Genomic DNA, 24,815 nt, shown 5'->3' with positions numbered 1-24,815 from the left:
GGTTCACCCGCCAAAATCAGCGGGATGAACAGGCCCATTTAGATATTACCAATCGTCACCGGAGATTATCAGCCTCGTTGTGATGATGTATATCCAGTTTCCGCCGTCGCTTTTGGCTTGTCTCCATCGCTGTGGTTGTTGACAAATGGGAATTTCAACCACGATTTCAACGTGGCATATTGTTCGGCAAACTAGTTCCAGCGATTGGCGGATTGAAGGGCATAGACGGCTAGGGCAACCTATCTTTGCGTGTGTGAAGGGAAACTGATGATAAGAATATTTGCGGCCCTTTTTGTGATTGCGAATTTCCATGGGGCTTTTGCGACGGTTTCTGCTCAATCCCATGAGGAACAGCGAACCCGCATGATCGTGCAATTTTCAGTGCCAAGCAGCCTTGATGAGCTAGCCGTCGAGGAGCGGCAAGAAATCGTTCGACAAACGAGCCAACGTGTCTGGGAGAGGGTGATCCAACTTGAAAGTCAAATTTCGGAAAATGAACCCCCAGCGGTCGATCTGCCACGGCTAGTTCGCGAGTTCGATTACACGCCCGCTATAGTCGTTGAATTGAACGCGACAGAGGCCAGTCAACTGCGCCAAGACCTTGGAGTTATTTCTGTATTTCCGGATAGGTTAGACCGGCCAATGCTTGATCGTAGCATTCCTTCAATCGGCGCAGATCGATTGCACGCGCTTGGCATGAGAGGACAAGGAACATCGATTGCGATCTTAGATACTGGCATTGATGTCGATCACCCAATGTTGGCTGGAAGGGTGGTTTCGTCTGCCTGTTTCTCGACAGAAGATGAAGGCGTTTCGGAGACGCTTTGCCCGAATGATTTGAACGAGGACGCGACGTCACCCGATGCGGGTAGAAACTGTTCTTCCCCGCTTTCGGTGTCAGCAAATGGTGCAAGAGGATGTGCACACGGCACCCACGTTGCTTCGATAGCAGCCGGCGCTGAGATACCTGATCCTTCAAATAACGAGATCATGCTGATTGGAGTCGCCGCCGATGCAGGTGTGATCCCGGTGCAGGTGTTCTCGCGATTTAACGGGCGCGACAACTGTGGTTCGGCTCAACCATGTGTGTTGAGCTATCAGAGCGATCAGATCGCTGCATTGGAATGGCTATTCGAAAACCGCGACGCGTTTTCACTTTCTGTGATCAATATGAGCCTTGGGTCTGGCCGTTTTGAAAGCGATTGCCCGGCAGACCCTCGCACACATATCATTGAGATGTTGCGAGACGCCGGCGTCTTTGTCGTAGTTTCTGCTGGAAATGATGGGTTTTCAGATGCTGTTTCAGCACCGGCATGCGTTTCCGAGGCAGTAGCGGTAACAACCGATGCTTCTTTTGCCAATCAAAGCCATCTGGTAGATTTGTCGGCTCCGGGGGTCAGTATCACGGCTGCTTTTCCGCAGTCTGCAAACAACACCGAGACCCAAACTGCGACAAGTAGTGGTACTTCAATGGCTGCGCCTCACGTCAGTGGGTTGTTGGCAGTATTACGGGCAGCGTTTCCATCCGCCAGTTTAGATCAGATCGAGTCCACATTAGCAGGCGTTGTTTCGGGGGATGGCGCTTTCCACAGCAGGATACCACCAACAGTGCGTGGTGATTTGGCAGCGACCAATCTCGATACGACAAGCGGCGGTCGAATTGGCGATCTTCGTGTGAATACGCTTCAACCAATTACATTCGAGCAGCGATTGTTCTCGAATTCTTCGCTAGAAGTACCAATTTCAATCGAGAATATTGGCTCTGATACTATCGAGTGGCGTGTTCGCTCTTCGGTTTCGTGGCTGGCTTTTCAACAACAGACGGGCGACAGGGCATCTCCTCCAACGAATATATTGGATGCACCAAGTATCGAGGCAGTTCTTGAGCCGGGACAAACAATTCAACTCGACCCAACGATCTTAGATAGGGGGCTGTCACCCGGTGTATATCGCGGCGCAATATGGGTCGGCCAAAGCGGTAGCGGATCGGAAATACCGATATCGGTTGTCGGCCGGTTTACTGATCCAGAACCGGTAAATGATGACTTCGACCATCCAATAACGTTCCAAGGTCGAGCCGGCATTCTTTCTTTTCGCAACAGCTTGGCGACCTTCGAACCCGGCGAACCCGAGCATGGAACGCAAGGAGCTGGTCGGTCGCTTTGGTGGATCTATCAGCCCGATGTCACTGGCACGTTTTCCATTGCGGCATCAGGTGAGAGAGGGGCTGTTGTCGCGGTTTATTCCGGAAATGCCATTGATGGCCTCACATTGATTGGAAGTAGTGTCGAGAACGAGGCTTCGACTTTTGGCGAGCCCGTAGAATTTCAGGCGACGGAAGAAACGCCTTATCGAATTGCAATTATGAACCCGCAGTCGTCATCAGGTGGCAGCGGCGAGTTTCGCTATCGCTTCATTCCAACATCGCCACCAGCCAACGATGAGATTTCCAATGCGATTGAACTGGAAGGCGAAACCGGGATAGTTCGAGTAAGCCCTTGGGGAGCTACGCGAAGCGAAGTCGAAGAAGACTTTTTTAATTCTGCACATAGTCCGGTTTGGTATCGATGGACGGCACCGCAAACAGAATCTTACGTTTTCTATACAGTGAACATGGATGCTCCGGTCTATGCGTTTACGTCGATGACGCCGACCCAAGAAACAATGGTCATTGACTATGGTGTCCTCGACGAGCCCTATTTTGGTGGAACTATCCATGCCGAGGCTGGGACGACGTACTACATTGCCACGTATTATTCGACCGGATCATCCGAGGAATTTGAAACAGACCTCGCTTGGCGCAGGCAATCACTCCCAATAACAAGTCTAAGAGCGGCGGTTTTGCCAAGCACGCGGTCAATTTATCTTGGTGAACAGGCCACCGCATTTGCTACGATCATAAATCCCGGATCAAATTCTGATGCTCGAAATTGCCGCCTGCTTCCACCGGCCAACTTTCAAGGCACTTTTTCTTTCTGGCAGACTGATCCTGCGACGAACGTCGCCGTCGGGGAAGAAAACGAACCGGTTGATATTGCGTCAGGTGGCGCTCAAAGTTTTGCTTTTGCAGCTTCATTGCCCGAAGTTGGAAATGCGGTCGTAGGGCCTATGTTTAGGTGCGATCAATATTGGTACGATGGACGATCGTCCAGCGTTTCCAGCTTGGCACTTTCTGTAGAAGACGAACCGGTTTCAGATATTATTTCAATCGCTCTGACAGCGACCGGAGACGGGGTAGTCAGGCGGTCTCCCAATGGGGTTGGTGCATTCTCGGTAGCAGCCATCAATATTGGTAGTTTGAGCCAAGTCCGAGTGTCACCTTCTATTACGACTTCCAATGATATCGTGGCTTTGGAAGTTTGTGAGACGAATCCAGCGAACGGCCAATGTCTGACATCGCGATCAGAATATGTCTTGTCTGACTTTTTGAATGGCGACGTGCGAACTTACACCGTCTTCGTTCGATTCAACGAGGCTGACATACGATTGGCTCCGGCACATAATCGAGTGCAATTGGAATTTTTGGACGGCCGAAACCTCTCGGCCGTGCGCGGAGCAACAAGTGTCGCTGTAACTTCTCAGTGAGAAGACAGCTTCACTGGATACTGACCCTATGAAGCATCGGCTTCAAAAGGCGTAATTCAATTTCAGTGAAGCCGGAATATGATTAGCCGAAGAAGCGTCACAAGGGCTTGGTCTATTGGTTTACCTTGACCCAGCCCCCTGATCCGGGCTGATCGTTAGTAGAGTCTGTTCGCCTTTCTTTCTGGTTTTGGTTCAAGGTTCAAGGCCCGGTGAGCGGAGCCCATGCGTAGCTCAGGCGAACCGGGCCGGTGTTTGCGGGTTTGCTGGGCGTAGATGACCGGGGCCAGCCCTCCCAGCGAGGTGTGGGGCCGGCAGGTATTGTAGTCGATCCGCCAAGCCTCGATCAGGGTTCGCGCTTCGGAGAGTGACGAGAACAGGTGCTCGTTCAGGCACTCGTCCCGCAGGCGGCCATTGAAGCTCTCCACGAAGCCATTCTGCTGGGGCTTTCCCGGGGCGATGTAATGCCATTCGACACCGCGCTCTTTCTGCCAGCGTAGGATGGCGTGGCTTGTCAGCTCCGTGCCATTGTCCGAGACGATCATGGCCGGCTTGCCGCGCCGGGCGATGATCCGGTCCAGTTCCCGGCCCACGCGCACGCCCGAGAGCGAGGTGTCGACCGTGATCGCCAGTGCTTCACGGGTGAAGTCGTCCACCACGCACAGGGTGCGGAAGCGACGCCCGTCGGTAAGCGCATCCGCCACGAAGTCCAGGCTCCAGCGCTGGTTGGCGCCGCTCGGCAGCAGCATGGGACGGCGCGTTCCCGTGGCCCGCTTGCGGCCCCGGCGTCGGCGTACCGCCAGACCTTCCTCGCGGTAGATACGGTAAAGCTTCTTGTGGTTCGCATTCAGCCCCTCCCGGGCCAGAAGAATGCCCAGACGGCGATAGCCGAAGCGGCGACGTTCGCCAGCCAGGTCGCGCAACCGCTCACGTAGACGCTCATCGCCCGCATCGCGCTTGCGATACTGGAAGGTCGAGCGGTCCAGCCGGACCAACCGGCACGCCCGACGCTCGCTCAGCCCGTGCGCCTCCACCAGGTGACGCGCGGCCCGCCGCTTCACATCGGGCGTTAGAAGTTTTTTGAGGCGAGATCCTTCAGCGCCGCATTGTCCAGCATCTGCTCGGCCAGTAACCGCTTCAGCTTGGCATTCTCTGCTTCCAGCGTCCGTAGACGCTGAGCATCCGACACCGTCATGCCGCCGAACTTGGCCTTGTACTTGTAAAAGGTCGCGTCCGAGATGCCGTACTTGCGGCATAGCTCCTTCGTCGTGACACCCGCTTCGTGCTCGCGGAGCATCCCGATAATCTGTTCTTCCGAATAACGGCTCTTGCGCATCGTCCATCCTCTTCTCGATGGACTCTACCATCCCGTGGCCGGAATTCAGGGGGCTGGGTCATAATGTTAGCCGGCAAATCATGAGCACAGAAGAAAACCCGAGCGTGTTAGTTCGGCTCGGGCATCTTTCAATCTGATATACCGCCAAGAGAACTCAATCGGTCAGAGAAGCTCCGGCCAATTCGTGCTGCAGCTGTTGTTTCGCTTCAGCAAGGTCATCAGCCAATAGCTCTTGAGCCAGCGCCTGATCTTGCCAGACAAGTTTATCGCATTCGCATGTCACGAAGTCCGGCCCTTCTTCCATTGTGCAGAGAAAAACAGAGTTGATGTCGCCGATATCGTAGAATTCACGAACCCCCTTGGCGACATAGCGGCTGAACTCAATGAAAACCGGCTCTGCCCCGCATTTCGCACACCATGGAATACCGTTCTCGCTGATGATCGTCAGCATATGAACGCACTCCCCCCAATCATGATTAGGCAGAGACTGCATCAATTCCGCATTATACGTATTCTGGCGAAGCGATTGCAGCGAGTAGCGCTCGACGATGAACTGCTGCGTTTTCGATCTCATTTCATGGTCCGACATCACGCGGCCCTCCGCAATCTCATCGAAAGCACCGTAGTTTGTCGAGCATCTGAACAAACGGCTTCCCGATCGGGGATGGCGCAATGTTGGATGACGCGACAGGGGAGTTTAAACGCAGATATGCCTACACTGTGCTTCCGGCGTCTGTCGGCTTTCTGGCGCATCTCGATATAGTCCGGTTGCCCCTCAGCCGAATGAACCCTTGCCTTCAAGAAGAGACGCATCGGCGGCGCCGCCTTATACATTGGGCTTTGTTTGAAAAGATCAGGCAAACCAAGAATTTTGCCGATCATTGATTTCGTCCATCCACGCTGCAAAACTTCATTCTGTGAATAGTATTTTACTTTCTTCATTACATTTACTCATACGACAGAGTTAATTAATGTTCTCTCCCCTTTGTCGCTCGGCGTTTATATCCGTCTATAATAATGCTGTCAATACAAAAGGGGGTTCATTTCGGTTTTTTCTATATTTTGTTCTACATTGTCTTGTTTATATTTGTTCTATTTCGAAACTTCCCTAAATTCTATGTTTTATTTGAAATCTATGTATTCATCAAATGTTGATTTGTTTTCTTCGTTACTGGTTCCGACTGAATTTTTTCAGAAGAAAACCCGAGCGTGTTTGTTCGGCTCGGGTTTCTTGGTCATGCATCGATCGGATCGATTGCCCGTTAAACGAGGTATTCCTCAGGCATCATTTCATCAATGTCAGCCGGATCAGCTTCACAGATGTTCTCTGCGGCTTTGATGGACAAACGATAATCGTCGATGCCGACGAGAGCCTTGCTTATGTACCGCAACTGCGGCTTCACAATTCGCCATTGCCGGCGGTTGCAAAGGTTTATTGCAGACATCACCCCACCATCGATATGATTGGCCATCTCTTCGATATAGTGATCTGAGAACACGATCTGACAGTGCCTGTATTCGTTCTCTTGCACGACGCAGAAATCGACATCATCGCTATAGAACTGCCGGGAGCGGCTATAGTGATTGATCACCGACTCCAGACCCATCGCGTCCAGATCGTCACAGACCAACTCATAAATCCGACGTGGAAGCGGTTTGCCACGAGCCGGCATCTTCACCTGATACTCGGTATGTGACGACACTCCGGACAAATCGTTTCCGACATCGTCCGCTGGTTGTTGAATCGATCCCTTCACATCAAACATGATCCAGCTCCTTCTTTGTAGAATTCGCCAGATACTGATTTGAGCACGGCTCTGGCCGCAGGTGACAGTCGACACAGCGTTCGTCCGGATGGCAACCGCAAGGGTCAACGAACCGGGTTTGATGATCAATAAGATGATCGCTAATGGCTTCAATCACATCGATCAGATCAAACTCATCTGCTGTGAGATCGATCATCCAGATGGTTTGAAGGGGTTCACCACACTCTTCAAATTGGGGGTTGGGATCGATCAATTCGATTACCATCCCGTTGCCTGATAGAAGAGTTGTGTATTGAACGATTGGACGATTATTCAGCGAATACCCCCAATCATGTTCGCGAACATTGTGCAAATGAACGCGAATAGAGACACCCCGGCGAAGTTGATCCTCAACCAACCAGAGCGTTTGTTTCTTTATTTCAAAGAAAGACATATCTTCTCCTTTTACGACCGCCTGTGGCCGTAATAGGATCATATGACATTGGCTTAGAGCGTTATACAAAACCAAGTGTCATGGCAGCTTAACCGATTGTATTAGAACGAAATAATATGTGAAATTCATTCACGCGGCGGACGTGATCGTTGATGATCCGCAACTGTTCAGCACAGTTGGCGCCCGGCACAACAAAGAGCGTATTTCTCAACTCGACAGTTAGCGTCTCTTCATCAGTTTCTTCATCGGTTTTTATGAGAGGACTGAACAGATCAATCTCAATTAGATACGCATCACCTTTGAGTTCGATAACAGCCAGACCTTTGTAGAGATACCGATCGCCTCGTGCTTTGATGTTGCCGAGGTTAAAAAACAAATGACATTCGAGTTTGAACAAGAAGAGCTCAAACGTATCAGGGATGATCATTTTGAGTATATTTGCTGTGTTGAATAAACGCATAACATATTCCTTTTGAAATACTTATGCGAAATGCTCAAAAGTGGTGTGCATCGATCATGAGCGGTATGGAGTAATCACCTCCACACAAGAAAGGGCCAGCCCCTGATGAGACTGACCCTCCGTGCATCAGCTGGCGCCTAATCAGGCAAAACGGGATAACCAGCTGGTCGATTTGTCATCAGTTTTATCGGCTTTTTTCGTGACCTGATCAGCCCATTGTCTGACATCTTCAGGCTTCCACACCGTTCTTCGAGCGGTGATTTTGAATGGTGCTGGGAATGAACCATCGCGAACCTTGCGCCTGATGGTGGCCTCACTGAGTTTCGTGATCTCAACAAGTTCGCTCATTGAATAAAATAGCATCTGCATTACCTCCACAGATGTATTTACGGCGATTGTCCGAAACTGTGTGTCAAAGATCGGTCTTGGCCATATAATCGCCAGAATGAATGCTTATGAGAGGGCGTCGGTAATGAAAGGCGCTTATGACCGACACCTCCCACACATCCCGCATCAATTCTCATTCCCCAGTTCAGCACATTCAGATCAAACCGCGTATTAGCCATGCCCTTGATCAATTGGCGGGGCCTTGGGCGGATCATCTGGCTGAACTGTTTCCGTTTCCACATTCTGACTTTGTCGATCGCTCATCCATGTGGATGCATGTCGCCGGACTCGTTCTGGCAAACCCGATTTCCTCAAATAACAATGTCCGGGTGGTCTTTAATCATCACCGTGATTGGCGTGATGCGGCATTTGTCGGGTCACCGCGGTTCACCGCCGACAATGTATACGTATTGAAGAAGCTCACGCTGCCGCTTTGGACGCGTGAAGAATATCGCTTGTTCACGCCGCTTCTTGATTGTGACCGGGCACTGAAACTGATGGCGCATGCTGATCAGGTGACACCGGCACTGGTCCGCAAGATTGCCCATCTGCCGGCCGAATTTCGTGACCAAAAAATTGTCCAATTTCTCCTCACTGAGGGGGAGGCAACACTTCTCCACCGCCTGTTTAATCATCGCGGTGATCACGAGAAAAAGCGCATCGTTTCATCCCTGAAGTCGCAGAAGGACCGACCCTCCTTCTGGCGCAAGGCGAGCCAATATTTCTTTGAAGGTTTCCGTGAATTTTCCGGCGTATTGGATATCGCTGATGATCGCTTCCAGACAATCAGACACGTCCACGAGCTCATTCAGACTTCCCGTAAATACAAGGTTTGTGTGAATAATTACGTCTTTGAATGTTTGTCGGGAATGTGCGGTTTCTTGATTTTTCATGGGAAAGAAACGGCGATCATTTGCTATGAGCCCCGGATCGGAAATCGTTACATTATTGACGAGATCAACCTGCCGCAAAACAAGGCGCCGTCCGATGAAACCATCACGGAAATCACATCCGTTTTGAAAGATTATGGCTTTGATTTTGGCGATATCGATCCGGTGGAAGTCTTCCGTTCAATTGATAATCGCATGCACCGCCTCGCCATTGCTGGTCATGAATTGGATTCCAACAAGGCCACAGAAAAGCTGCATGACCGCCTCGATCAGATCGATCAAATTCGGTCAGTGGGATAATGATCAGCGGCTGGTTCGCCAGACCCGTATGCGATAGCGATAATCAGACCATCCTCCATCGCCCTGATAGGTTTGTTCCCACCGACACATCCAGATTTCTTCTGTCTGTGCACCAAAGGCATTTTCGCCACGAACGCGATATCGGTTCAGAAATGTATTGGTGCTGACCTCTTCACCTTCCAGATAATGAATTTGAACGTCACTTGGATTTCGCATTCGATCCCGTATTTCCGTTTTACAGTCCCAACTGGCATTGGCCCGAGGAGAAACATCGCAGGCAGAAAGAGCTCCAAGTGCTCCAACCATTGAAATGACCACCATCAATTTGGAGCCAATAATCTTTGTAGAATTACCCATCAGTTGAACCTCCCGACCTGTTCTTGCGGCGGTCCATCAGATCACAGTCATCAACTTCAACACCGGCGTCCTTCAATGCAGACAAAACAAAGCACCGAAGTGTCTGTTCATTTTCGAATGCCTTCACGGCAATTCGGCGCTTCAGGCTCTCGCTGACGCGTAATTGAAGGATGGTTTCAGATGATTGGGACAAGTTGCACCCCCATGTGAGGGCGACCCATATATGTGACAGATCAGATGAATTGAAGAACAATCAATCTTCATTCCATCAATATAGAATGAAGTCATTACATCGACTGATTTGGTCGCCATCCAATAAAAACGCCATAAACTCCCACAGAGAGCCGTCTTGTTCCAGATGATGAAGAAGGGCCGGTTGATGTAAGAACGCGTGATGCCAAGCCTCACACAGCCCTGTAAACGCCAATTCAGATCATCTGTGGCGATCACTCATTTCAAAACCACCTTCAAAGCCGAATTGCCCGGTGGTTCTGACTCTTCACAATGTCAAACATCGAGATCATTCTTTGACCGCCACGGCTGATCGCATCAGGCTGATCAGTGACGCGTGTGGTTCAAAGAGTGATCCTCTGTATGGATGATATGACATTGTGCCGGGGATTATATTTGGACCGCTGACGATGATCGTAGTGGGCAAGATGATGCGTCAAAACATAGCAATGGCTGTGAAGATGATACCTGTTCTTTGATCAATGCATGGCCGTGGGAACAGTTGTTCAGCCATCATCTGCAACTGCTCTTTTAAACTCATCGATACGATTGCGAACAGCGGTCTTCATAATTTCAGGCATGATTATACACTGGATCGTGCCTCCCCATTACACGCCCAGTTACACCAGTCTGATCATCAATCACGCTTCATCGGTTCCCGAATCCACGGTCACGCTGACAATCAAACTTGGTCAGAAGCCAATTCCAGAAAGTTGCATTCAATCAAATCGAGATTGTGGAATGCATCCTTCTGGGCATAGCCTGCATACCCGAAATCAACGGGTTGCATTTTGACGTCGACCTTTCGACCGTCAGCGTATTTATCCAGATACGCTTCTAGTTTCGCCTTTATTTGTGGCATGGCGATCTGCAGCAGCTGACCTTCATACTCAGAGAGGAACAATTCCGCATGGAAATGCCATCGGCATTCGCTGCCATGCTTTGTGTGGTTCTCTGGATAAATACAGAAAAAGAACATGTCTTTCGGCGCATAGGCGACATTTGCGTATTGCCGCCAAGCTCTTGTCGCCAGCTTCTTGGCCAGAGCTTTGACTATTGGCCGCTCTTCTTCATTTTTCCGAGACAACCATTCTGACTGATGGAATGGATTGCCCCGCTCCTTGAAACCGATGGTTATTTCGTGGGTCAGCACACGACCGCGTTTATAGGCTTCACGATGAATCCAGCTTCGCGTGGTCCAGCGATAACTTGGTTTTGTATGGGTAGTTGTTGCTTTGATGTTTCCGGTCCAACCGCCGGCCTTCATTGCTGAAGTCCAATTCCGGTTATTCACAAACCAGCTGTCCCATTCATGCTTGTCCCAGACATATGACCGGATGATCTGGCCATGGCTGATCTGCGTTCGCTCTTCAGGTAACGGCATTCCATGATGATGCATGAGATTCTGAATCACAGGATCATTCACACCGCCCAGCTTCGACCGAATTGCGGCGAGCCCTATGAACTCAATCTCTCGGGGTAAGGCTCGCAGCGCCTTTTCCAACCTCGTGCGTTTATCGATGACGTCCATCTGCATGCTTCATGTCCTTTGTGTATACCGTAGGACAAATGCCGATGAGATTCGCATGTCGCCCTACGATTATTTACACAGACATGAGCATTTTAGGTGCGTCAGGAGCGGTATCCAGTATTTTTTACGAAAGCGGGCTGGAATGTCCTATTATAGGTAGGTTTACCTGAATTCCAGACTGAGTTTTTAATGTTTTTTATTTATTCCCGCACTGCAGAGGTTGGTTTTTATGTAATATAATGAACTGTGGCTGCAGCATCAGCGCTGATGGCCACGAGGATTAGTTGAATAAAATCAAAATCGAAATCTTGAACGCGGCCAACCTGTCATTAACTGATGAGGCCGATGCAAAACCGAATGCCAACCAGAAGCGGAAGCGGAAGCCGTCGGAGTCTGTGCGATTGAAAGCACGCCTGAAAGACTTGGCTGAGACCGGGATAACACCCCATGCGTTATGGTTTGACCCGGAGGGTGGTTTCGAGCTGCGGCTGCATCCCGAGCCGAACGTTCAAACTGATGAATACGAAGACTGGTTCGCAGAGAGAATCGCGGAGGAGGTTGAATGAAACCTCCGTTCAAAGGCCTTCACCGTGTCCGGAAGCGCCTCTCCTCGGGCAAGCTGACAACTTATTACTATGCATGGCGTGGGGGCCCGCGCCTGACATCAGATTATGGCACCGCGGCATTCGTTTCTGAATTCGCCGAGGCTCATCGGCGGAAATCGAGACCGGAAAAGGGAACATTCGACGAAGCAATTACGGATTATCTGGCTTCCGCCAAATTCAACTCGCTGAGACCAAGAACAAAGATCGAGTATCGTTCATTGATAGATATCATTCGACGCAAGTTTGGCAGCGCAAAGCTTTCCTATTTTAACGATCGTAGAACTCGCCAGATTGTCTATAAATGGCGAGATGGTTTTGCGGACACAACACGAAAAGCGGATCACCTGATCGCGGTGCTTTCGGCTATTCTTACATATCTTGTTGATCAATCCCGCCTCGACCGAAACATCGTCAGAGGTATGGATAAACTCCATGTTTCGAACCGATCTGCAACGATTTGGACCAACGACGAAATTGAGAAAGTCTGCGAACAAGCATCCGATCAACTGGCGTGGACCATTCGGCTGGAATCACTGACCGGGATGCGAACTGGGGATTTGGTCAGAATTCCATGGTCCGCGGTTCAGCAAAAAAGCCTCGACTGGAAAACATCAAAGAACGACGTCGACGTTTTCATCCCAATGACAAAAGATATTCGATCCTTGCTCGCTGAAATTCCGAAGGTCGCGACAACGATTGTTACCAACACGAAAGGCAGACCGTGGACCGAAGATGGATTGAAGACCATGTGGGGCCGAGCAGTGACGGCATCTGGCATTGAAGGAAAACATTTCCATGATTTGCGAGGCACCGCTGCCACAAAGTTCTGCCTTGCCGGTCTAAATGACAACGAGGTCGCCGCCATCATTGGATGGAAACCGAACCGCGTGGCGGAAATCCGCGCTCGATATGTTCACCGTGATGTCATCATCCAAGGGTGGATTGACCAATATGAGGAAAACAAAGATCGAACAGAAACTGTAAACCGGGGTGTAAACCGCGTCGAAAAACGAAACGAGAACGACAGTTAAATCATTGAAAGTAATGGCGCACCGGGGAAGATTCGAACTCCCGACCCCCAGATTCGTAGTCTGGTGCTCTATCCAGCTGAGCTACCGGTGCGGACCCGTCAGAGCTGATCACCAGCCCCCGGGAAGGCGCGGAAACTAGCCGCGCGATTTTGTAATAGCAAGAGGCGTTACACGTCTTTTGCAGGCGGTGCCGCAGCGCTCTTTCCGCCATAGAATTCGGCCTGTTCCCGGAACAGTTCGCGATAGGCGCCGGGGGCTTCTGATAGTGCTGCCGGCGTACCCGATTGAACGATGCGGCCCTTCTCCAACACCACTATCCGGTCACACCAGCGCAGGGTGGAGAGCCGGTGGCTGATGACGATGAGCGTGCCCGCCTTCTCCCGCAATCCGCGGACGAATGCGGCCTCGGCAGCCGGATCGAGCGCCGCGGTCGGTTCGTCGAGAATGAGAATATCGGCCTTGTCGCGCAGCATGGCCCGCGCCAGCGCCAGCCTCTGCCACTGGCCACCGGACAATTCCCGCCCGTCGAGAAATTGCCGCGAGAGTTTTGTGTCGAGCCCGTCCGGCAGATCGGCCAGAACCGGCGCTGCGAGCCCGGCCTCGGCGGCTGTCGTCCAGCTTTCGCGGTCCTCATTGCGCAGCCCCTCGCCCATGGCGATATTCTCGCCCGCCGTCAGGCTGTAGCGCTGGGAGGGCTGGAAGACGGCCGAGGTGCGCGCAAACAGGGCGGCCGGATCCCAGTTGCGGGTATCAAGACCATCGAGCGTGACCTGCCCCGATTGCGGCAGGTAAAGCCCGGTCAGGAGTTTGACCAGGGTGGATTTGCCCGAGCCATTGGCCCCGACAATGCCCAGCTTCTGTCCCGCCGGAATGGAAAGCGTCACCTCTGTCAGGGCCGCCTTGTTGCCATTGGGATAATGATAGCTGACATCGGTCAGCTCATAGCCCCTTCCCGCCTCGGGCCCCGATCGGGCCCCGCCGCGCGCAACGCCGCTCTCCCGGCCCAGAAGCGCATAGAGATTAGAGACATAGAGCAAATCCTCATATCCGCCGCCCAGCGTCGCGAGCAGCGTGGTGACCGTATTCTGACCCTGTTTGAGGACGGCGGCATACATCGTCATCTGACCCAGCGAGATCGCGCCCATCACCGTCGCCCACACCACCCAGGCCTTGCCACCCAGAAAGAAAGCTGAACTGACCAGCAGCAGGATCACGCCGAATGTCGTGCGCCGGGCTTGCAGCCGCATATCCTCACCAAAGAGCCAGCGGAACAGGCCGGCATAGCGGTCGCGAATCGCCGGGCTGGAATCCGAATGCAGACGCTCGACCGCCGCGCTGTCACTTGTCATCAGGCCTTCGAGATAATTGCGTTGGCGCATTTCCGGCGTGCGGCCTGTGTAGAACCGGAACGCCGTACCGGAAAAGCGCAATTCGGCCAGGAATAGCGGCACACCGCCAAAGAGAATGATTGCGACCGCCAGCGGCGAGAAGGTCCAGAGCACCACGGCCAGCGACACCAGCGTCAGCGTATGCTGGCCACTCTCAATCACGCGATTGGCGAGATTATAGGGCCGCGCACTGGCATGCTGGCGCGCCAGCAGGATTTGTTGCTGCACATCCGGACGTTCAATGGTTTCCAGATCAAACCGGCTGGTCTTGTCGAAGATTTTTGTGCTTACCGCAAAGCCCAGCTCGGCGTGCAGCAGGCGTTTGAGATGCACCAGAATGCGCCGCAGTGCCATGCCTGCGCCAAGCACGCCCGCCTCGGCCGCCACCCAGATCAGCGCTTGCTGGCGGTCCGCAGCGGCCTGGCTATCGATCGCTGCCAGCACCGTATCGACGATCAGCTTGGCGATATAGGCGGCGAGCGCCGGCACCAGCGCCAGCATTGCCGTTGTAACCGCAATCACCAGCGTCAGGCGCGGCGCGGTCTGCCAGACCAGTGCCAGCGTCCGCCCGGCAAAGCCCAGCGACTGCCGGAAGCCGGGGGCTTCGATGTCGCTGAATGGGCTCTCCGGCTCGGCCATGACGGGGTTTGCCTACTCCGCCACTTTTGCGGCCATGCGGGCTGCTTCCACCCGCTGCGACATGATATTGCCCTTGTGCGGGAAAGGCTCGGCGGGTTTCGGCACGCCCATGAAGGGTGCCAGTTTTTCAAACCCTTCGCCCTCGCAGATATTGAGGATCAGAAGGTCATCCGGCCGGTCCTTGAAATACGCCTTCACCTCGGCAACGTGCTTGTCATAGACCCAGGCAAAGCGTTCCGGCTGATAATTGTAACAGCCATAGACCGCCGCCCGTAACAATTGGCGCATCAGCAGATGGGTCTCTTCATCAGGATCGTCCGTGTGCTTGAAGGCCGGCCGGTTGAACCAGTGATTCTGACAGGAGCGCAGCCAGCCCTCCCGGTCGCGCACGGTCAGCACGAATTTCGAACCCGGATATTGTTGATCCAGCTGCTGGTAATACGGCGCCGTCGTGATGTCGGTCAGCCCGTCATGATATTTCAGCAGGGTCAGATCATACTGCCCATAGGCCAGCTCGGTATAGGTATCCTCGTCGATCGGATAATGCGACGTATCCCAGCCGAGCATCTGGAGCCCGGCGGTCAGCGAGCGCGTGCCGGTGCGCGACAGGCCCAGACCGAAGACTTTCGGCTTGTCGCCGGACGATCCATAGACATGGCGCTGATCATTGGCTGCCAGCCAGGCCTCCAGATCCGCCATGGTGAACGCGTCTTTTTCCTCAATGCCCAGACGGGTCAGCTCGCGTTCGGCATGCTGCGGCAGGTTTTCGATGAAAGCATGGGTCTCGGCCGCGCTGGCATTTTTTGAGACGTGTTCGCGCGCATAGCGGACGGCATGCTGGGCAATGACATAATCATCCACCGGACCGGACACGTCCGGCCAGTGTTTCATGGCCGAGGACAGGCGTTTCAGTTGGACCTGCGTGCGGCTGCGCAACTCGCGCAACGCGTATTTCATGAAGACATGGCGGTAATACTGGAAATAGTCGTGCAGGATGTCGAAATTGCGGAATTGCTTGCTCATCCGCAAGGGCTTCATGGCCAGATTGCGCAGGCGCGATTCCGGCCGCAGCACGTATTTCAGATCATCCAGCGGCGGTTCGATGGCGGCCATGGCGCGGACCAGATCAATCCGCGTGATATGCACGCCGCAATGCAGACGCCCGCGGAACCGGTCAGTGACATAGGCGTCGACATAGGCCGCATCCGTCTGCTCGATGAACTCGCGCATGTCCTCCAGGATCAGGCAGTCGGCATCCAGATAGACGACATAGTCGCAATCATGCTCGATGCGCAGCATCTGGTTCACGCATTCGGTAAACGGCCGGACATCATCAATGATGTGCACCGCATCCGGACGGATATGTTTCTTCGCCAGCTCCAGCGACACATCCCGCGTGCGCTCGTCGATTTGGCGGAAGACCAGATCAATCTTCGTCATTTGCTATCCTGCTCCCAGGCCATATCGGCATTGAATGCACTGGCCATGTCATTGAACAGCGCCAGATGCGGCGCGGACATTTCGGTTTTCCAGCGAAGGTCCAGTTTGATGTCGCCGGATTGCTTCGCGTAATAATCATGCGTTCGCGGGGTCAGTTTCAGGATCGCATCGGGATCACCTTCCACCTTGTCGCGCGCCGCGACAAATTGTGTGCCGGTATTACCTCCCATCGGGTGGGATTCGCCTTCACTGAAGGCCAGCATTTCGGGCCGGAAATCGATACCGGCCAGCGCGCATATCTGGCGGACAATCGTGTCGGGTTGCGTGGCCAGTTCCTCATAGTGGACGGCAATTTTCGGGCCCGGATAGGCCGCGAAGACCTCCCGGCTATCCGTGATCTGATCCATCCATGACCTGATCTGCTCCGCCGCATCGCGGTCGGGATATTTGCGGAAACGGGAATTCAGGACGGCGCGGCCATCACGCTGCAGGAAGATCAGCGTGCCCTGATCCCCGGCGGCCGTCAGCTCGTCAGAGCGGGCTCTGATCCAGGCCGCATTCTTGGTCGAATCGACAATGATATGAGCGCCGGTATGGGCCGCCACCTGCCGGTATAATGGCTGGTCCTGATCCCAGTGAAAATCCGACCAGACCGGACAGTCTTCGCCGCACACCTTGCAGGCGCGCTTGCGCAACGGCTTGTTCAGATCATGAAGATAGCGGATTTTCGCGCCTTCCCCGACATAGAAAGCGCCATCGGCCCGGCCCAGAATCAGTCCCAGAAGGGTCGATCCGGAATGCCCCGCACCGCAAATCATCACGCCCTTGATGGGCGATCCATGTGTCATCTCAAAAATGTCCGTCCCGGCTGGCATTCCGGGCGTTTGAAGCCCGCACGAAATACCCTTCCCCTCGCAATGGTCTTAATCCGCTAATGCGAGGCCGGACGCAAGCAAATAGCGCGGTGAGAACACCGCGCTATCGCTCACTTATCAATGCAACGCATCAGGATGGCGGCTACTGGGTCCGGACCGCCACACTGGTGGCCCCGCGCGCATTCGCCCCCTCATTGAAACGCACGAAGATACGGTTCTGCGCCGGATCATTGGCAATCGCCTGACCATTGCCGCGAACGAAAACGCCGAATGTAGCCGTACCATTGGCGCCCACGTTCAACTGGGCCGTTGCAGCGCGGGGAGAGGTGCAGGCGCCCAAGGCGTCCGTCGGACAGATTTCAATGTTCTGGACCGCGATGGCCCGGCCGCCCGTATCCGCAGATGCCGTAATGGTGCCGGCAGCGCCAACATTCGAAATCGCAACGGCAAAAACGCCCACAAAGGCCCCGGTTGTCGGAACATTGACCCGGCCGGGATCGCCGGAGGTTGCAAGCGCCACAATATCCGGAACGGCCGTGGTTGAAGACGTGAAGGTCAGCGAATTCAGGCCAAGGAAAAATTCGGCAGAACGGCGGTTGGTACAGAACACCTCAATGAACAGGTCCGTTTCGTTGTTGGTCGAGGCCTGGGGCAGTCCCTGATTATCAGCGAAATCCGCCGCACTGGTTACCGAGAATACAAAATTCTGAGCGGCACCGGAGGCGATATCAACGGGCGTATTTGCGGTGCCGGACAAGGCATTCGCAGGGGTTGTCGTCTGATAGGAGAACTGCGCGGGCGTCGCCCCGGCCAGCCGCAATCCGCATTGCGTCGCCGTATTTCCACCTGCTGCCGGATTGATGATCGTGGCAAAGGCTGTCGCCGCTGTTCCGTTCTGTACCGAACGCGTGATCGGCAGAACCGAAGACACAACGCGCGGCGCCTCAGGGCGGAAATTCACCACATTCAGGCTTTCCTCCCGCGCGGCACGGGCAACGTCGGCCGGATCTGGATCGTTGAACGGGCGGCCGCAGGCGGAATTACCGTTTGGCGGGCAGCGCAACAATTCCGGATTCGAAAAGAAAAACACAGTGGTTTCACCGCCAATACCATTCGGCGAATTCGGCGGGCATTGCTGGATTTCCTGATTTGTCGAAGTGTAGGACATGATGGTCCCGAAATTACAATCAATCCGGTGACCATGGGCATAGGTTCGAACGCCGCCGCCAACCTGGCCTGACTCTTCCACGTTATGAACGAAGCCCATATTGTGCCCGATTTCGTGCGCAAAAGTTGCGGGGTCACAAATGGACGACTGATCGGGTGTGAACCAGTCAGCTGACACGGAATATCCAAAGGGCACATCCTGTGGGCCGATTGTCCCGTTGGGGCCATTGGTCCACGCCACGCCGCAGGACCCCTGCCCGGGCAACAGGCGCTGGAGAATGCCAACAAGGTCGGCACCGTAAGTCACGCCCGCCGCGCGCAAGGCACTGAGGTCCTGGGTTTCTGGCTGATTGCCGTTCGGATTTCCGGACAGATTGTTGAGTGTCACGGCCTGATCGGCATTATCGGTTGTCAGATTGACAGCGTCCAGATGAACCAGACGCGCCCGAAGGCCGGTGTCGCTATCCACCAGTGCCTGATCCAGAACGGCCATCAGGTATTGAACCCGGCCACCTGACGCAAGCCCCCAATGCGCTGAAAAGCTTTGGGAATAGAAAACAGCAATATCAATGATGCCGTTTGACCCGACCGGCACGGCTTCGGCAATCTCTTCAGAAAAGTCCAGTTCGCCAGCCTCGGCGAGAGACGCCAATACCATCGGATCGGGAATCATCATGTCGTTTGCGCTCATGAGCGACCGGGCACCGGCCGGCATCTGCATGATTCGGTGGCCGCCGTTTTCCGGAATGATGTGCCAGATACCGTCGTCCGTGACGATCCGGCCAAACGTATATCCGTTGGTTTGGGTAATCAGAATCCGGTCCAGAAGACTTCCGCCCTCTAGGCGTCCGACCCAGACCTGCGCACCCATGGCCTGGGTGGACATGCGATCAAGCTCGGCCACATAGCCAGACCCGAAATTCAATTCGATTGTCTCGCCGGGAGACATCCGCATCACCTCAGGTGACAGCGTATCGAAACGGATGATATCCGGGCCGCCTTCGGAGGCTGAAATGGTCTGAACATTGGTGAACATGTCCTGACCAAAGGCCGAAAAGGACACAGCAAAAGATGCGGCAAGGCCGACGAAAACTGATTTCATGAATCTCCCCCTTGGCGCGAAATAAGATGCGCCCAAGGCAGAAGGCTAACGCGTTAAAGGTCCGAAAGATATAAAAATCAGCCCTTTGCGGCTTCGAATACGCCGCGCGCGATCGCCCGCGTCAGGCAATCCGCGGCCATCGAGCCCAGCCGGGACAGGGTAAAGGCGGGCGGCTCTGCCAGCGCGCGCTGCCCGGTGGACAGGGCAAAGACAACATCGCCATCAAAGGGCGTGAAGACCGGGCGAATGGCGCGTGCAAACCCCGCCGACGCCATCTGCGCCAACCGTTTCGCCTCCGCCGGGGTCAGAACCGCATCGGTGGCGATGACCGCAATCGTCGTATTCGTGCCCGGCGCCGGGTTGATTTTGGCCGCGCCCCAGTCTTCGGCATCAAAGGCCATATCCGCCGGAAGGGATTGGCCGCCAAACTCGTCATCGATCTCGAATGGTGCGGCCCAGAAAGCGTCCGTGCCCGGCACTTTCACCGCGCCAAAGCAATTGACGGCAACAATCGCGCCAATCGTATAGCCATCATCGGTGCGGATGCTGGCCGAGCCGATCCCGCCCGGCAGCGTCCCGGCCCCTGCACCAAAGCCGGCGCCGGCCCGGCCCAGCGCAAACGTCTCGCTCGCCGCCTGAACCGCCTCGCGCCCCAGCGCCGCATAGGGCGGTATCTCGCCCCAGCTTTTCGCGCCACCATTCGCGAGGTCATAAAGAATCGCCGTGGGCACGATGGGCGAGACCGGCACATCCGGATTGGGCATCAGCTCGAACCCGCGCCGCTGTGCGCCCAGCACTCCGGCCACTCCATCCGCCGCTGCCAGCCCGTAGGACGACCCGCCGGACAGGACGAGCGCATCGACGGCATCGACCAGCGTATGCGGTTGCAGCGCATCGGTTTCACGGGTCCCCGGCCCGCCGCCGCGCACGTCCACGCTACAAACGGCGCGGTCGTCGGGCAGGATCACCGTAACGCCCGTCCGGACCGTCTCATCCTGCGCCTGCCCGACTTTCAGGCCGGGCACATCGGTAATCGTGTTCGTCGAACCGGGTTTTGCCATATTCGGGACTTTCGCTGTTTCCGCTTCGCGCTATGGTGCCATCGACTGGACCGGGAGCAAGTGTGTTGATCCGTTTATTAAGCCTCACTCTGTTTGGCCTTGCGACCGCTGCCTGTTCTGCGCAGGAGGCCGAGACGGGCCCGTCCATGGTGGCCGCCGCCAACCCGCATGCCGTCGAGGCGGGCCTTGAAGCCTTGCGCGACGGTGGCAGCGCCATTGATGCGGCGATCGCCATCCAGACCACGCTGTCGCTGGTCGAACCGCAATCGAGCGGGATCGGCGGCGGGGCCTTCATGGTCTATTATGATGCCGCGACGGGCGAAACCACCATCTATGATGGCCGCGAAATGGCCCCGGCGGCGACGACACCGGAACACTGGCTGGATGAAAACGGCGAGCCCCTGCCCTTCCTGACCGCCTGGACGAGCGGCCGCGCGGTTGGCGTGCCCGGCGTTATCGCCATGCTGGCAGCCGCGCATGAAGATCATGGCGCACGGGAATGGTCCGATAATTTCACCTTCGCCGAAGCCCTCGCCGAGGACGGATTTGAAATCAGCCCGCGCCTCCATTCCCTGATCCTGCGGACAGCCCAGATCCGCGATGTCTCGACCACGCCCGTCATGCAGGACTATTTCTTCGACGAAAACGGCGAGGCCTGGCCCGTCGGTCATGTGCTGACCAATCCGGACTATGCCGACAGCCTGCGCCTGATCGCGCAGGACTGGCGCAATTTCTATGAAGGCCCGTTGGCCGAAGAAATCGTAGCCGCCGTGGCCGCCGGGCCGGTGCCCGGCCAGATGACGCTGGAGGATCTGGCCAATTATCGCGCCGAAGTTCGCGCCCCTGTCTGCCGGGAATACCGGAGCTATGATATCTGCTCGGCCCCGCCACCCGCTTCCGGCGGCGTGATCGTCAATGAGATCATGGGCATGCTCGAACCCTTCGACATGGCGGAAACCGGCCCCGAAACAGCCGAGGGCTGGCGCCGTTTCATCGAGGCCAGCCGCCTCGCCTATTCCGATCGCGATGCCTTCATCGCCGACACCGCCTTTGTGGACGTCCCGGTCGAGGCCTTATTATCCGACGATTACATCACCGCGCGCTCTGCCCTGATCGAGCGCGACGCGGCCATTCCCACCATCCCGGCGGGCGAACCGGATGTGCCCGGCACCAGCCATTTCGTGGTCGTCGATAGTGCCGGCAATGTCGTCTCCATGACGACCACGGTGGAATTCCTCTTCGGCTCCAACCGCATGGCGGGCGGGTTTTTCCTGAACAATCAGCTCACCGATTTCAATTTCAATCCGCTGAATGCCGATGGCAGCCCGGCCGCCAATGCGCCCGCCGGCGGCAAGCGCCCGCGTTCCTCCATGTCGCCAACGATCGTTTTCAACGCGGACGGCGAATTTGAACTGGCGACCGGTTCACCCGGCGGTGCCTCCATTATCGCCTATGTCTCGAAGACACTGGTCGGCATGCTGGATTGGGGGCTGACGCCGCAGGAAGCGATAGACTTGCCGAATGTCGTCGGACGCGGTGACGTCATCCGGATCGAGGACAGCTTCCCGGCAGAGCTCGCCGATGAATTGCGCGCCATGGGCTTTACGCTGGATGCCAACCGCACCGAAAATTCCGGCCTCCACATCATAAGGCGTCTGGAGGATGGCACGCTTATGGGTGGCGCTGATCCGCGGCGGGAAGGCGTAGTGGGAGAGCCGTAGTTGGGAGATTTCTTTGGCCCGATTGTCCGGCGATTTCGACTGTCATCTGCTTTGATGACCGATCTTGCGGTTCTTCGGGCAGCCAAACAGCTTGCAACGCGAGACCAACACTGGCTCTGGCGCTCGGAGTCAGAAATATCCGACACCCATTTCTACATCATAACCCGTTATTACGGTTGGGTCTTGGCAAGCGGGGGAGCCACGTTCGGCTTTCTGACGCTACTTTTTGCAGCGGCAATTTATGCGGCGCTGGCAAATGATTCCTCGCTTTCGATTTTTGCAGCTTTGTCCGGTAGAATTGCGTTCGTTGCCGCTTTTCCTGTGGCCGGAATCGTTATTGCGATACTGGAATATTGGCGACAGCGCGAAGCCAGGTGGCTGCGCGAACGGGTTGCGATCCGCCTCGGTCTCACTCCGCCTTCGGAAGCGTAACCGCGAACACCGTTCCGTCCGGCCCCGTCCGGACCAGAACGATATCGCCGCCATGCGCACGGGCGAGTTCCCGCGCCGTGGTCAGACCCAGCCCCGTGCCTTCGCGGCGGGTGGAGGACGTGAACGGCTGGAAGAGATTTTCCTGCGCCTTGGCTGGCAGGCCCGGCCCGGCATCGGTCACCTCGATCCGGATGAAACCGTCCGCCTCGCGGCTCGTGACCGACAGGTGAATTTCCCGCTCCACCAGCGTCATCGCCTGGATCGCATTGCGGAAGAGGTTGAGGAATATCCGGTGAACATGGTCCGGGTCGGCCTCGATGCCCGTGCCCTCCGCGATCTCGTTGATCCAGACGCCCTCGCCCTCTGTCGCCATGGCATCGGCGGCCGCCTCATCCAGCGCTACGCGCAAATTCAGGCGCATCGTCTGCGGCGGACTTTCCTCGGCCTTGCCGTATTGCAATGTCGCCTCGGTCAGGCGGATCCCCCGGCCGACCGCGCGCACCATGCGCGCGCCCATCTTGCGCACACGCTCATCCTCGAAAGAGACGAGCCGGTCCGAGACCAGTTGTGCGGCCGCCAGCACATTGCGCAGATCGTGATTGATCTTGGCCATCGCCGCGCCCAGCGCTGCCAGCCGCTCGCGCTGTTTCAGCGAGGCGCGGACATCTTCCTGCATCTCCGCCAGAGCGCGTTGCGCCTGCCCGATTTCATCCTTGCGGTTTTCCGGCACGATCGCGCGCTTGGGGTCCAGCGGATCCTTCTGGAAACGCGCCATGGCCGCCGCCAGCTGTCGCATCGGCCGCACAAAGGCATAAAGCAGCGTCACATAGAGCAAGGCTCCGGTGACAATCGCGATGAAAAGCGAGAGCTGGATCAGCTCCACCGAATAGGACAGCAGGGCCGCTTTCAACGGGGCTTCCGGCACGATGACATCAATGATGTCGGCGGGCCGCGCCTGTGGATTGGCGATAATGCGGATATAGCGCTCCTCGGTGATGGTGAAGGTGCGCGCGGCGCTGGTAATACTGCCCCACCAGGTTTCGCGCCGCAGATCCGCCTCGATCAGACGCGCATCAATCGGACCGCCATAAAGCACCAACTCGTTACGGCCTTCGGTAACGCGCGCCACCGCGACCGCATCGGACGCTTCCAGAAGCTGGCTCACCTCCATATCACCCAGCGTGCCGCCTTCGGCGACATCGGCCGCCAGCGCCGCGATAAACGCCGTCTCGGCCTGATCGGACAGCCAGTTGGTACGGAATTGCGCCGCCAGCGGCAGAAAAATCAGTAACTGCGCCAGCATGACAAAGCCGAGTGTGAACAATAGAAGCCGCCCCGGCAGACTTTCGACTGTCGCCCGGCAGACACCGATCACAACGTTCATTATACGTTGAGCGGTTCGGGGAGGAGGTGGCTGTTCGTTCATATCCTTCGTCGCTCTAGGCGATAGCCCACACCGGCCCGCTGAACAAGCAAGGCTTATACCCTTGACGACCCTTATTTGCTCGCGTAATGACCGCGCCTCTTGAGATTTGCCCATGTAATGGAGCGCGCCCGTGAAACGTACATTCCAACCGTCCCAGCTCGTCCGCAGCCGCCGGCACGGATTCCGCGCGCGTATGGCCACCAAAGCCGGCCGTCAGGTTCTGGCTCGCCGTCGCGCCAAAGGCCGTAAGCGGCTGTCAGCCTGATCCTTTCAGGCGATACGAAAATGAAGATATCCCGCCTGCGCGTCAGGCGGGATTTTCTGTTTGTGGCCCAGGGCCGGAAAGCCGTGCGTTCCAGCCTTGTGGTTCAGGCCCGCGAAGGCCATTGCCCCGCCGATGAAATCCGCGCCGGATTTACCGCAACCCGCAAGATCGGGAACGCCGTGGCGCGCAACCGGGCCAAGCGCCGCCTGAAAGAAGCTGCGAGGCTGCTATTGCCCCTCCACGGACAGGCCGGAACCGACTATGTGTTCATCGCCCGCGTGACCACTGGCGCAACGGCATGGACGCGCTTACTTGACGATATGCAATCAGCGCTGCAAACCCTCGCCCGCCCGGCCACGGGCGATACAGACGACTAAAGCGGATCGGGAC

22 protein-coding genes and 1 tRNA gene are annotated in these 24,815 nt (G+C 55.7%); 8 read left to right on the top strand and 15 right to left on the bottom strand.

Annotated elements, in window-relative coordinates; translation table 11 throughout:
* Positions 1-267 precede the first annotated feature (267 nt).
* Entirely contained in the window at positions 268-3,585 is a 3,318-nt protein-coding gene (locus P0D52_RS02620; RefSeq protein ID WP_394693890.1) for a S8 family peptidase, read from the top strand.
* A 155-nt stretch (positions 3,586-3,740) separates the two neighbouring features.
* Here P0D52_RS02620 and P0D52_RS02615 read toward each other — a convergent pair.
* From P0D52_RS02615 to P0D52_RS02590, 6 genes are all read right to left on the bottom strand, one after another.
* A protein-coding gene (locus tag P0D52_RS02615; protein ID WP_394692203.1) for an IS3 family transposase occupies positions 3,741-4,918 on the bottom strand; the annotation gives its coding sequence in 2 pieces (ribosomal slippage) (positions 3,741-4,666 and positions 4,666-4,918; 1,179 coding nt in all).
* A 154-nt stretch (positions 4,919-5,072) separates the two neighbouring features.
* Positions 5,073-5,507 (bottom strand): hypothetical protein, encoded by a 435-nt coding sequence (locus P0D52_RS02610; protein ID WP_394693889.1) that lies wholly within the window; start codon positions 5,505-5,507, stop codon positions 5,073-5,075.
* Between the two features lie 673 nt (positions 5,508-6,180).
* Positions 6,181-6,684 (bottom strand): hypothetical protein, encoded by a 504-nt coding sequence (locus P0D52_RS02605; protein ID WP_394693888.1) that lies wholly within the window; start codon positions 6,682-6,684, stop codon positions 6,181-6,183.
* Positions 6,677-7,117: a hypothetical protein gene (locus tag P0D52_RS02600; protein ID WP_394693887.1), complete on the bottom strand. Its 441-nt coding sequence runs from the start codon at positions 7,115-7,117 to the stop codon at positions 6,677-6,679. The genes P0D52_RS02605 and P0D52_RS02600 overlap by 8 nt, the downstream gene beginning before the upstream one ends.
* A gap of 88 nt (positions 7,118-7,205) precedes the next feature.
* Entirely contained in the window at positions 7,206-7,577 is a 372-nt protein-coding gene (locus tag P0D52_RS02595) for a hypothetical protein (RefSeq protein ID WP_394693886.1), read from the bottom strand.
* 141 nt (positions 7,578-7,718) lie between these two features.
* Positions 7,719-7,925, bottom strand: coding sequence for a helix-turn-helix transcriptional regulator (locus P0D52_RS02590; RefSeq protein WP_394693885.1), 207 nt, complete (start codon positions 7,923-7,925; stop codon positions 7,719-7,721).
* 137 nt (positions 7,926-8,062) lie between these two features.
* Between P0D52_RS02590 and P0D52_RS02585 the strand changes: the two genes are divergently transcribed.
* Entirely contained in the window at positions 8,063-9,154 is a 1,092-nt protein-coding gene (locus P0D52_RS02585) for a hypothetical protein (RefSeq protein ID WP_394693884.1), read from the top strand.
* Positions 9,155-9,157: 3 nt separating this feature from the next.
* Here P0D52_RS02585 and P0D52_RS02580 read toward each other — a convergent pair whose 3' ends face one another.
* Positions 9,158-9,511, bottom strand: a complete 354-nt coding sequence (locus P0D52_RS02580) for a hypothetical protein (RefSeq protein ID WP_394693883.1) — start codon at positions 9,509-9,511, stop codon at positions 9,158-9,160.
* Positions 9,512-10,424: 913 nt separating this feature from the next.
* Entirely contained in the window at positions 10,425-11,279 is an 855-nt protein-coding gene (locus tag P0D52_RS02575; RefSeq protein ID WP_394693882.1) for a hypothetical protein, read from the bottom strand.
* Between the two features lie 278 nt (positions 11,280-11,557).
* Here P0D52_RS02575 and P0D52_RS02570 point away from each other — a divergent pair, with 278 nt between their 5' ends.
* The gene (locus P0D52_RS02570; protein ID WP_394693881.1) at positions 11,558-11,839 is read left to right on the top strand and encodes a hypothetical protein; all 282 of its coding nucleotides are present in this window, start codon (positions 11,558-11,560) and stop codon (positions 11,837-11,839) included.
* A complete protein-coding gene (locus P0D52_RS02565; RefSeq protein ID WP_394693880.1) occupies positions 11,836-12,909 on the top strand; it encodes a tyrosine-type recombinase/integrase in 1,074 nt (357 codons plus the stop codon). The genes P0D52_RS02570 and P0D52_RS02565 overlap by 4 nt, the downstream gene beginning before the upstream one ends.
* Positions 12,910-12,923: 14 nt before the next feature.
* On the opposite strand, the gene P0D52_RS02560 is transcribed toward P0D52_RS02565, so the two are convergent.
* From P0D52_RS02560 to P0D52_RS02535, 6 genes are all read right to left on the bottom strand, one after another.
* Positions 12,924-13,000 (bottom strand) — tRNA-Arg (locus tag P0D52_RS02560).
* Between the two features lie 76 nt (positions 13,001-13,076).
* Positions 13,077-14,936, bottom strand: a complete 1,860-nt coding sequence (locus P0D52_RS02555) for an ABC transporter ATP-binding protein (RefSeq protein ID WP_394693879.1) — start codon at positions 14,934-14,936, stop codon at positions 13,077-13,079.
* A gap of 12 nt (positions 14,937-14,948) precedes the next feature.
* On the bottom strand, positions 14,949-16,376 hold the full coding sequence (locus tag P0D52_RS02550; protein WP_394693878.1) for a sulfotransferase family protein: 1,428 nt from the start codon (positions 16,374-16,376) through the stop codon (positions 14,949-14,951).
* Complete coding sequence (locus P0D52_RS02545) at positions 16,373-17,224, bottom strand: sulfotransferase (RefSeq protein WP_394693877.1); 852 nt, start codon at positions 17,222-17,224, stop codon at positions 16,373-16,375. Before P0D52_RS02545 ends, P0D52_RS02550 begins: the two co-directional genes overlap by 4 nt.
* A gap of 169 nt (positions 17,225-17,393) precedes the next feature.
* On the bottom strand, positions 17,394-19,520 hold the full coding sequence (locus P0D52_RS02540) for a reprolysin-like metallopeptidase (protein WP_394693876.1): 2,127 nt from the start codon (positions 19,518-19,520) through the stop codon (positions 17,394-17,396).
* Between the two features lie 77 nt (positions 19,521-19,597).
* Positions 19,598-20,581: a P1 family peptidase gene (locus tag P0D52_RS02535; protein ID WP_394693875.1), complete on the bottom strand. Its 984-nt coding sequence runs from the start codon at positions 20,579-20,581 to the stop codon at positions 19,598-19,600.
* Positions 20,582-20,613: 32 nt separating this feature from the next.
* On the opposite strand from P0D52_RS02535, the gene ggt reads away from it, so the two are divergent.
* Positions 20,614-22,302, top strand: coding sequence for a gamma-glutamyltransferase (ggt, locus tag P0D52_RS02530; protein WP_394693874.1), 1,689 nt, complete (start codon positions 20,614-20,616; stop codon positions 22,300-22,302).
* Positions 22,303-22,734, top strand: coding sequence for a hypothetical protein (locus P0D52_RS02525; RefSeq protein ID WP_394693873.1), 432 nt, complete (start codon positions 22,303-22,305; stop codon positions 22,732-22,734).
* Here the strand turns inward: P0D52_RS02525 and P0D52_RS02520 are convergent.
* Entirely contained in the window at positions 22,712-24,118 is a 1,407-nt protein-coding gene (locus tag P0D52_RS02520) for a sensor histidine kinase (RefSeq protein ID WP_394693872.1), read from the bottom strand. The genes P0D52_RS02525 and P0D52_RS02520 overlap by 23 nt on opposite strands.
* A gap of 172 nt (positions 24,119-24,290) precedes the next feature.
* Here P0D52_RS02520 and rpmH point away from each other — a divergent pair, with 172 nt between their 5' ends.
* Complete coding sequence (gene rpmH, locus P0D52_RS02515; protein WP_109261113.1) at positions 24,291-24,425, top strand: 50S ribosomal protein L34; 135 nt, start codon at positions 24,291-24,293, stop codon at positions 24,423-24,425.
* A gap of 20 nt (positions 24,426-24,445) precedes the next feature.
* The gene (gene rnpA, locus P0D52_RS02510) at positions 24,446-24,802 is read left to right on the top strand and encodes a ribonuclease P protein component (RefSeq protein ID WP_394693871.1); all 357 of its coding nucleotides are present in this window, start codon (positions 24,446-24,448) and stop codon (positions 24,800-24,802) included.
* Positions 24,803-24,815: the final 13 nt, after the last annotated feature.

Source organism: Hyphobacterium sp. (assembly GCF_043584775.1).
In the GTDB taxonomy this organism is placed as follows: Bacteria; Pseudomonadota; Alphaproteobacteria; order Caulobacterales; family Maricaulaceae; genus Hyphobacterium.
Note: the sequence above shows the minus strand (reverse complement) of the source record. Positions and strands in the feature narration are given on the sequence as shown.

Excerpts from the sequence above, each read along its gene's own strand:
- P0D52_RS02540 (WP_394693876.1), bottom strand. The coding sequence starts at position 19,520 with ATGAAATCAGTTTTCGTCGGCCTTGCCGCATCTTTTGCTGTGTCCTTT.
- P0D52_RS02545 (WP_394693877.1), bottom strand. The coding sequence starts at position 17,224 with ATGACACATGGATCGCCCATCAAGGGCGTGATGATTTGCGGTGCGGGG.
- P0D52_RS02610 (WP_394693889.1), bottom strand. The coding sequence starts at position 5,507 with ATGTCGGACCATGAAATGAGATCGAAAACGCAGCAGTTCATCGTCGAG.
- P0D52_RS02600 (WP_394693887.1), bottom strand. The coding sequence starts at position 7,117 with ATGTCTTTCTTTGAAATAAAGAAACAAACGCTCTGGTTGGTTGAGGAT.
- P0D52_RS02595 (WP_394693886.1), bottom strand. The coding sequence starts at position 7,577 with ATGCGTTTATTCAACACAGCAAATATACTCAAAATGATCATCCCTGAT.
- P0D52_RS02605 (WP_394693888.1), bottom strand. The coding sequence starts at position 6,684 with ATGTTTGATGTGAAGGGATCGATTCAACAACCAGCGGACGATGTCGGA.
- ggt (WP_394693874.1), top strand. The coding sequence starts at position 20,614 with ATGGTGCCATCGACTGGACCGGGAGCAAGTGTGTTGATCCGTTTATTA.
- P0D52_RS02565 (WP_394693880.1), top strand. The coding sequence starts at position 11,836 with ATGAAACCTCCGTTCAAAGGCCTTCACCGTGTCCGGAAGCGCCTCTCC.
- rnpA (WP_394693871.1), top strand. The coding sequence starts at position 24,446 with ATGAAGATATCCCGCCTGCGCGTCAGGCGGGATTTTCTGTTTGTGGCC.
- P0D52_RS02585 (WP_394693884.1), top strand. The coding sequence starts at position 8,063 with ATGACCGACACCTCCCACACATCCCGCATCAATTCTCATTCCCCAGTT.
- P0D52_RS02550 (WP_394693878.1), bottom strand. The coding sequence starts at position 16,376 with ATGACGAAGATTGATCTGGTCTTCCGCCAAATCGACGAGCGCACGCGG.
- P0D52_RS02590 (WP_394693885.1), bottom strand. The coding sequence starts at position 7,925 with ATGAGCGAACTTGTTGAGATCACGAAACTCAGTGAGGCCACCATCAGG.
- P0D52_RS02555 (WP_394693879.1), bottom strand. The coding sequence starts at position 14,936 with ATGGCCGAGCCGGAGAGCCCATTCAGCGACATCGAAGCCCCCGGCTTC.
- P0D52_RS02520 (WP_394693872.1), bottom strand. The coding sequence starts at position 24,118 with ATGAACGTTGTGATCGGTGTCTGCCGGGCGACAGTCGAAAGTCTGCCG.
- P0D52_RS02580 (WP_394693883.1), bottom strand. The coding sequence starts at position 9,511 with ATGGGTAATTCTACAAAGATTATTGGCTCCAAATTGATGGTGGTCATT.
- P0D52_RS02575 (WP_394693882.1), bottom strand. The coding sequence starts at position 11,279 with ATGCAGATGGACGTCATCGATAAACGCACGAGGTTGGAAAAGGCGCTG.
- P0D52_RS02620 (WP_394693890.1), top strand. The coding sequence starts at position 268 with ATGATAAGAATATTTGCGGCCCTTTTTGTGATTGCGAATTTCCATGGG.
- P0D52_RS02535 (WP_394693875.1), bottom strand. The coding sequence starts at position 20,581 with ATGGCAAAACCCGGTTCGACGAACACGATTACCGATGTGCCCGGCCTG.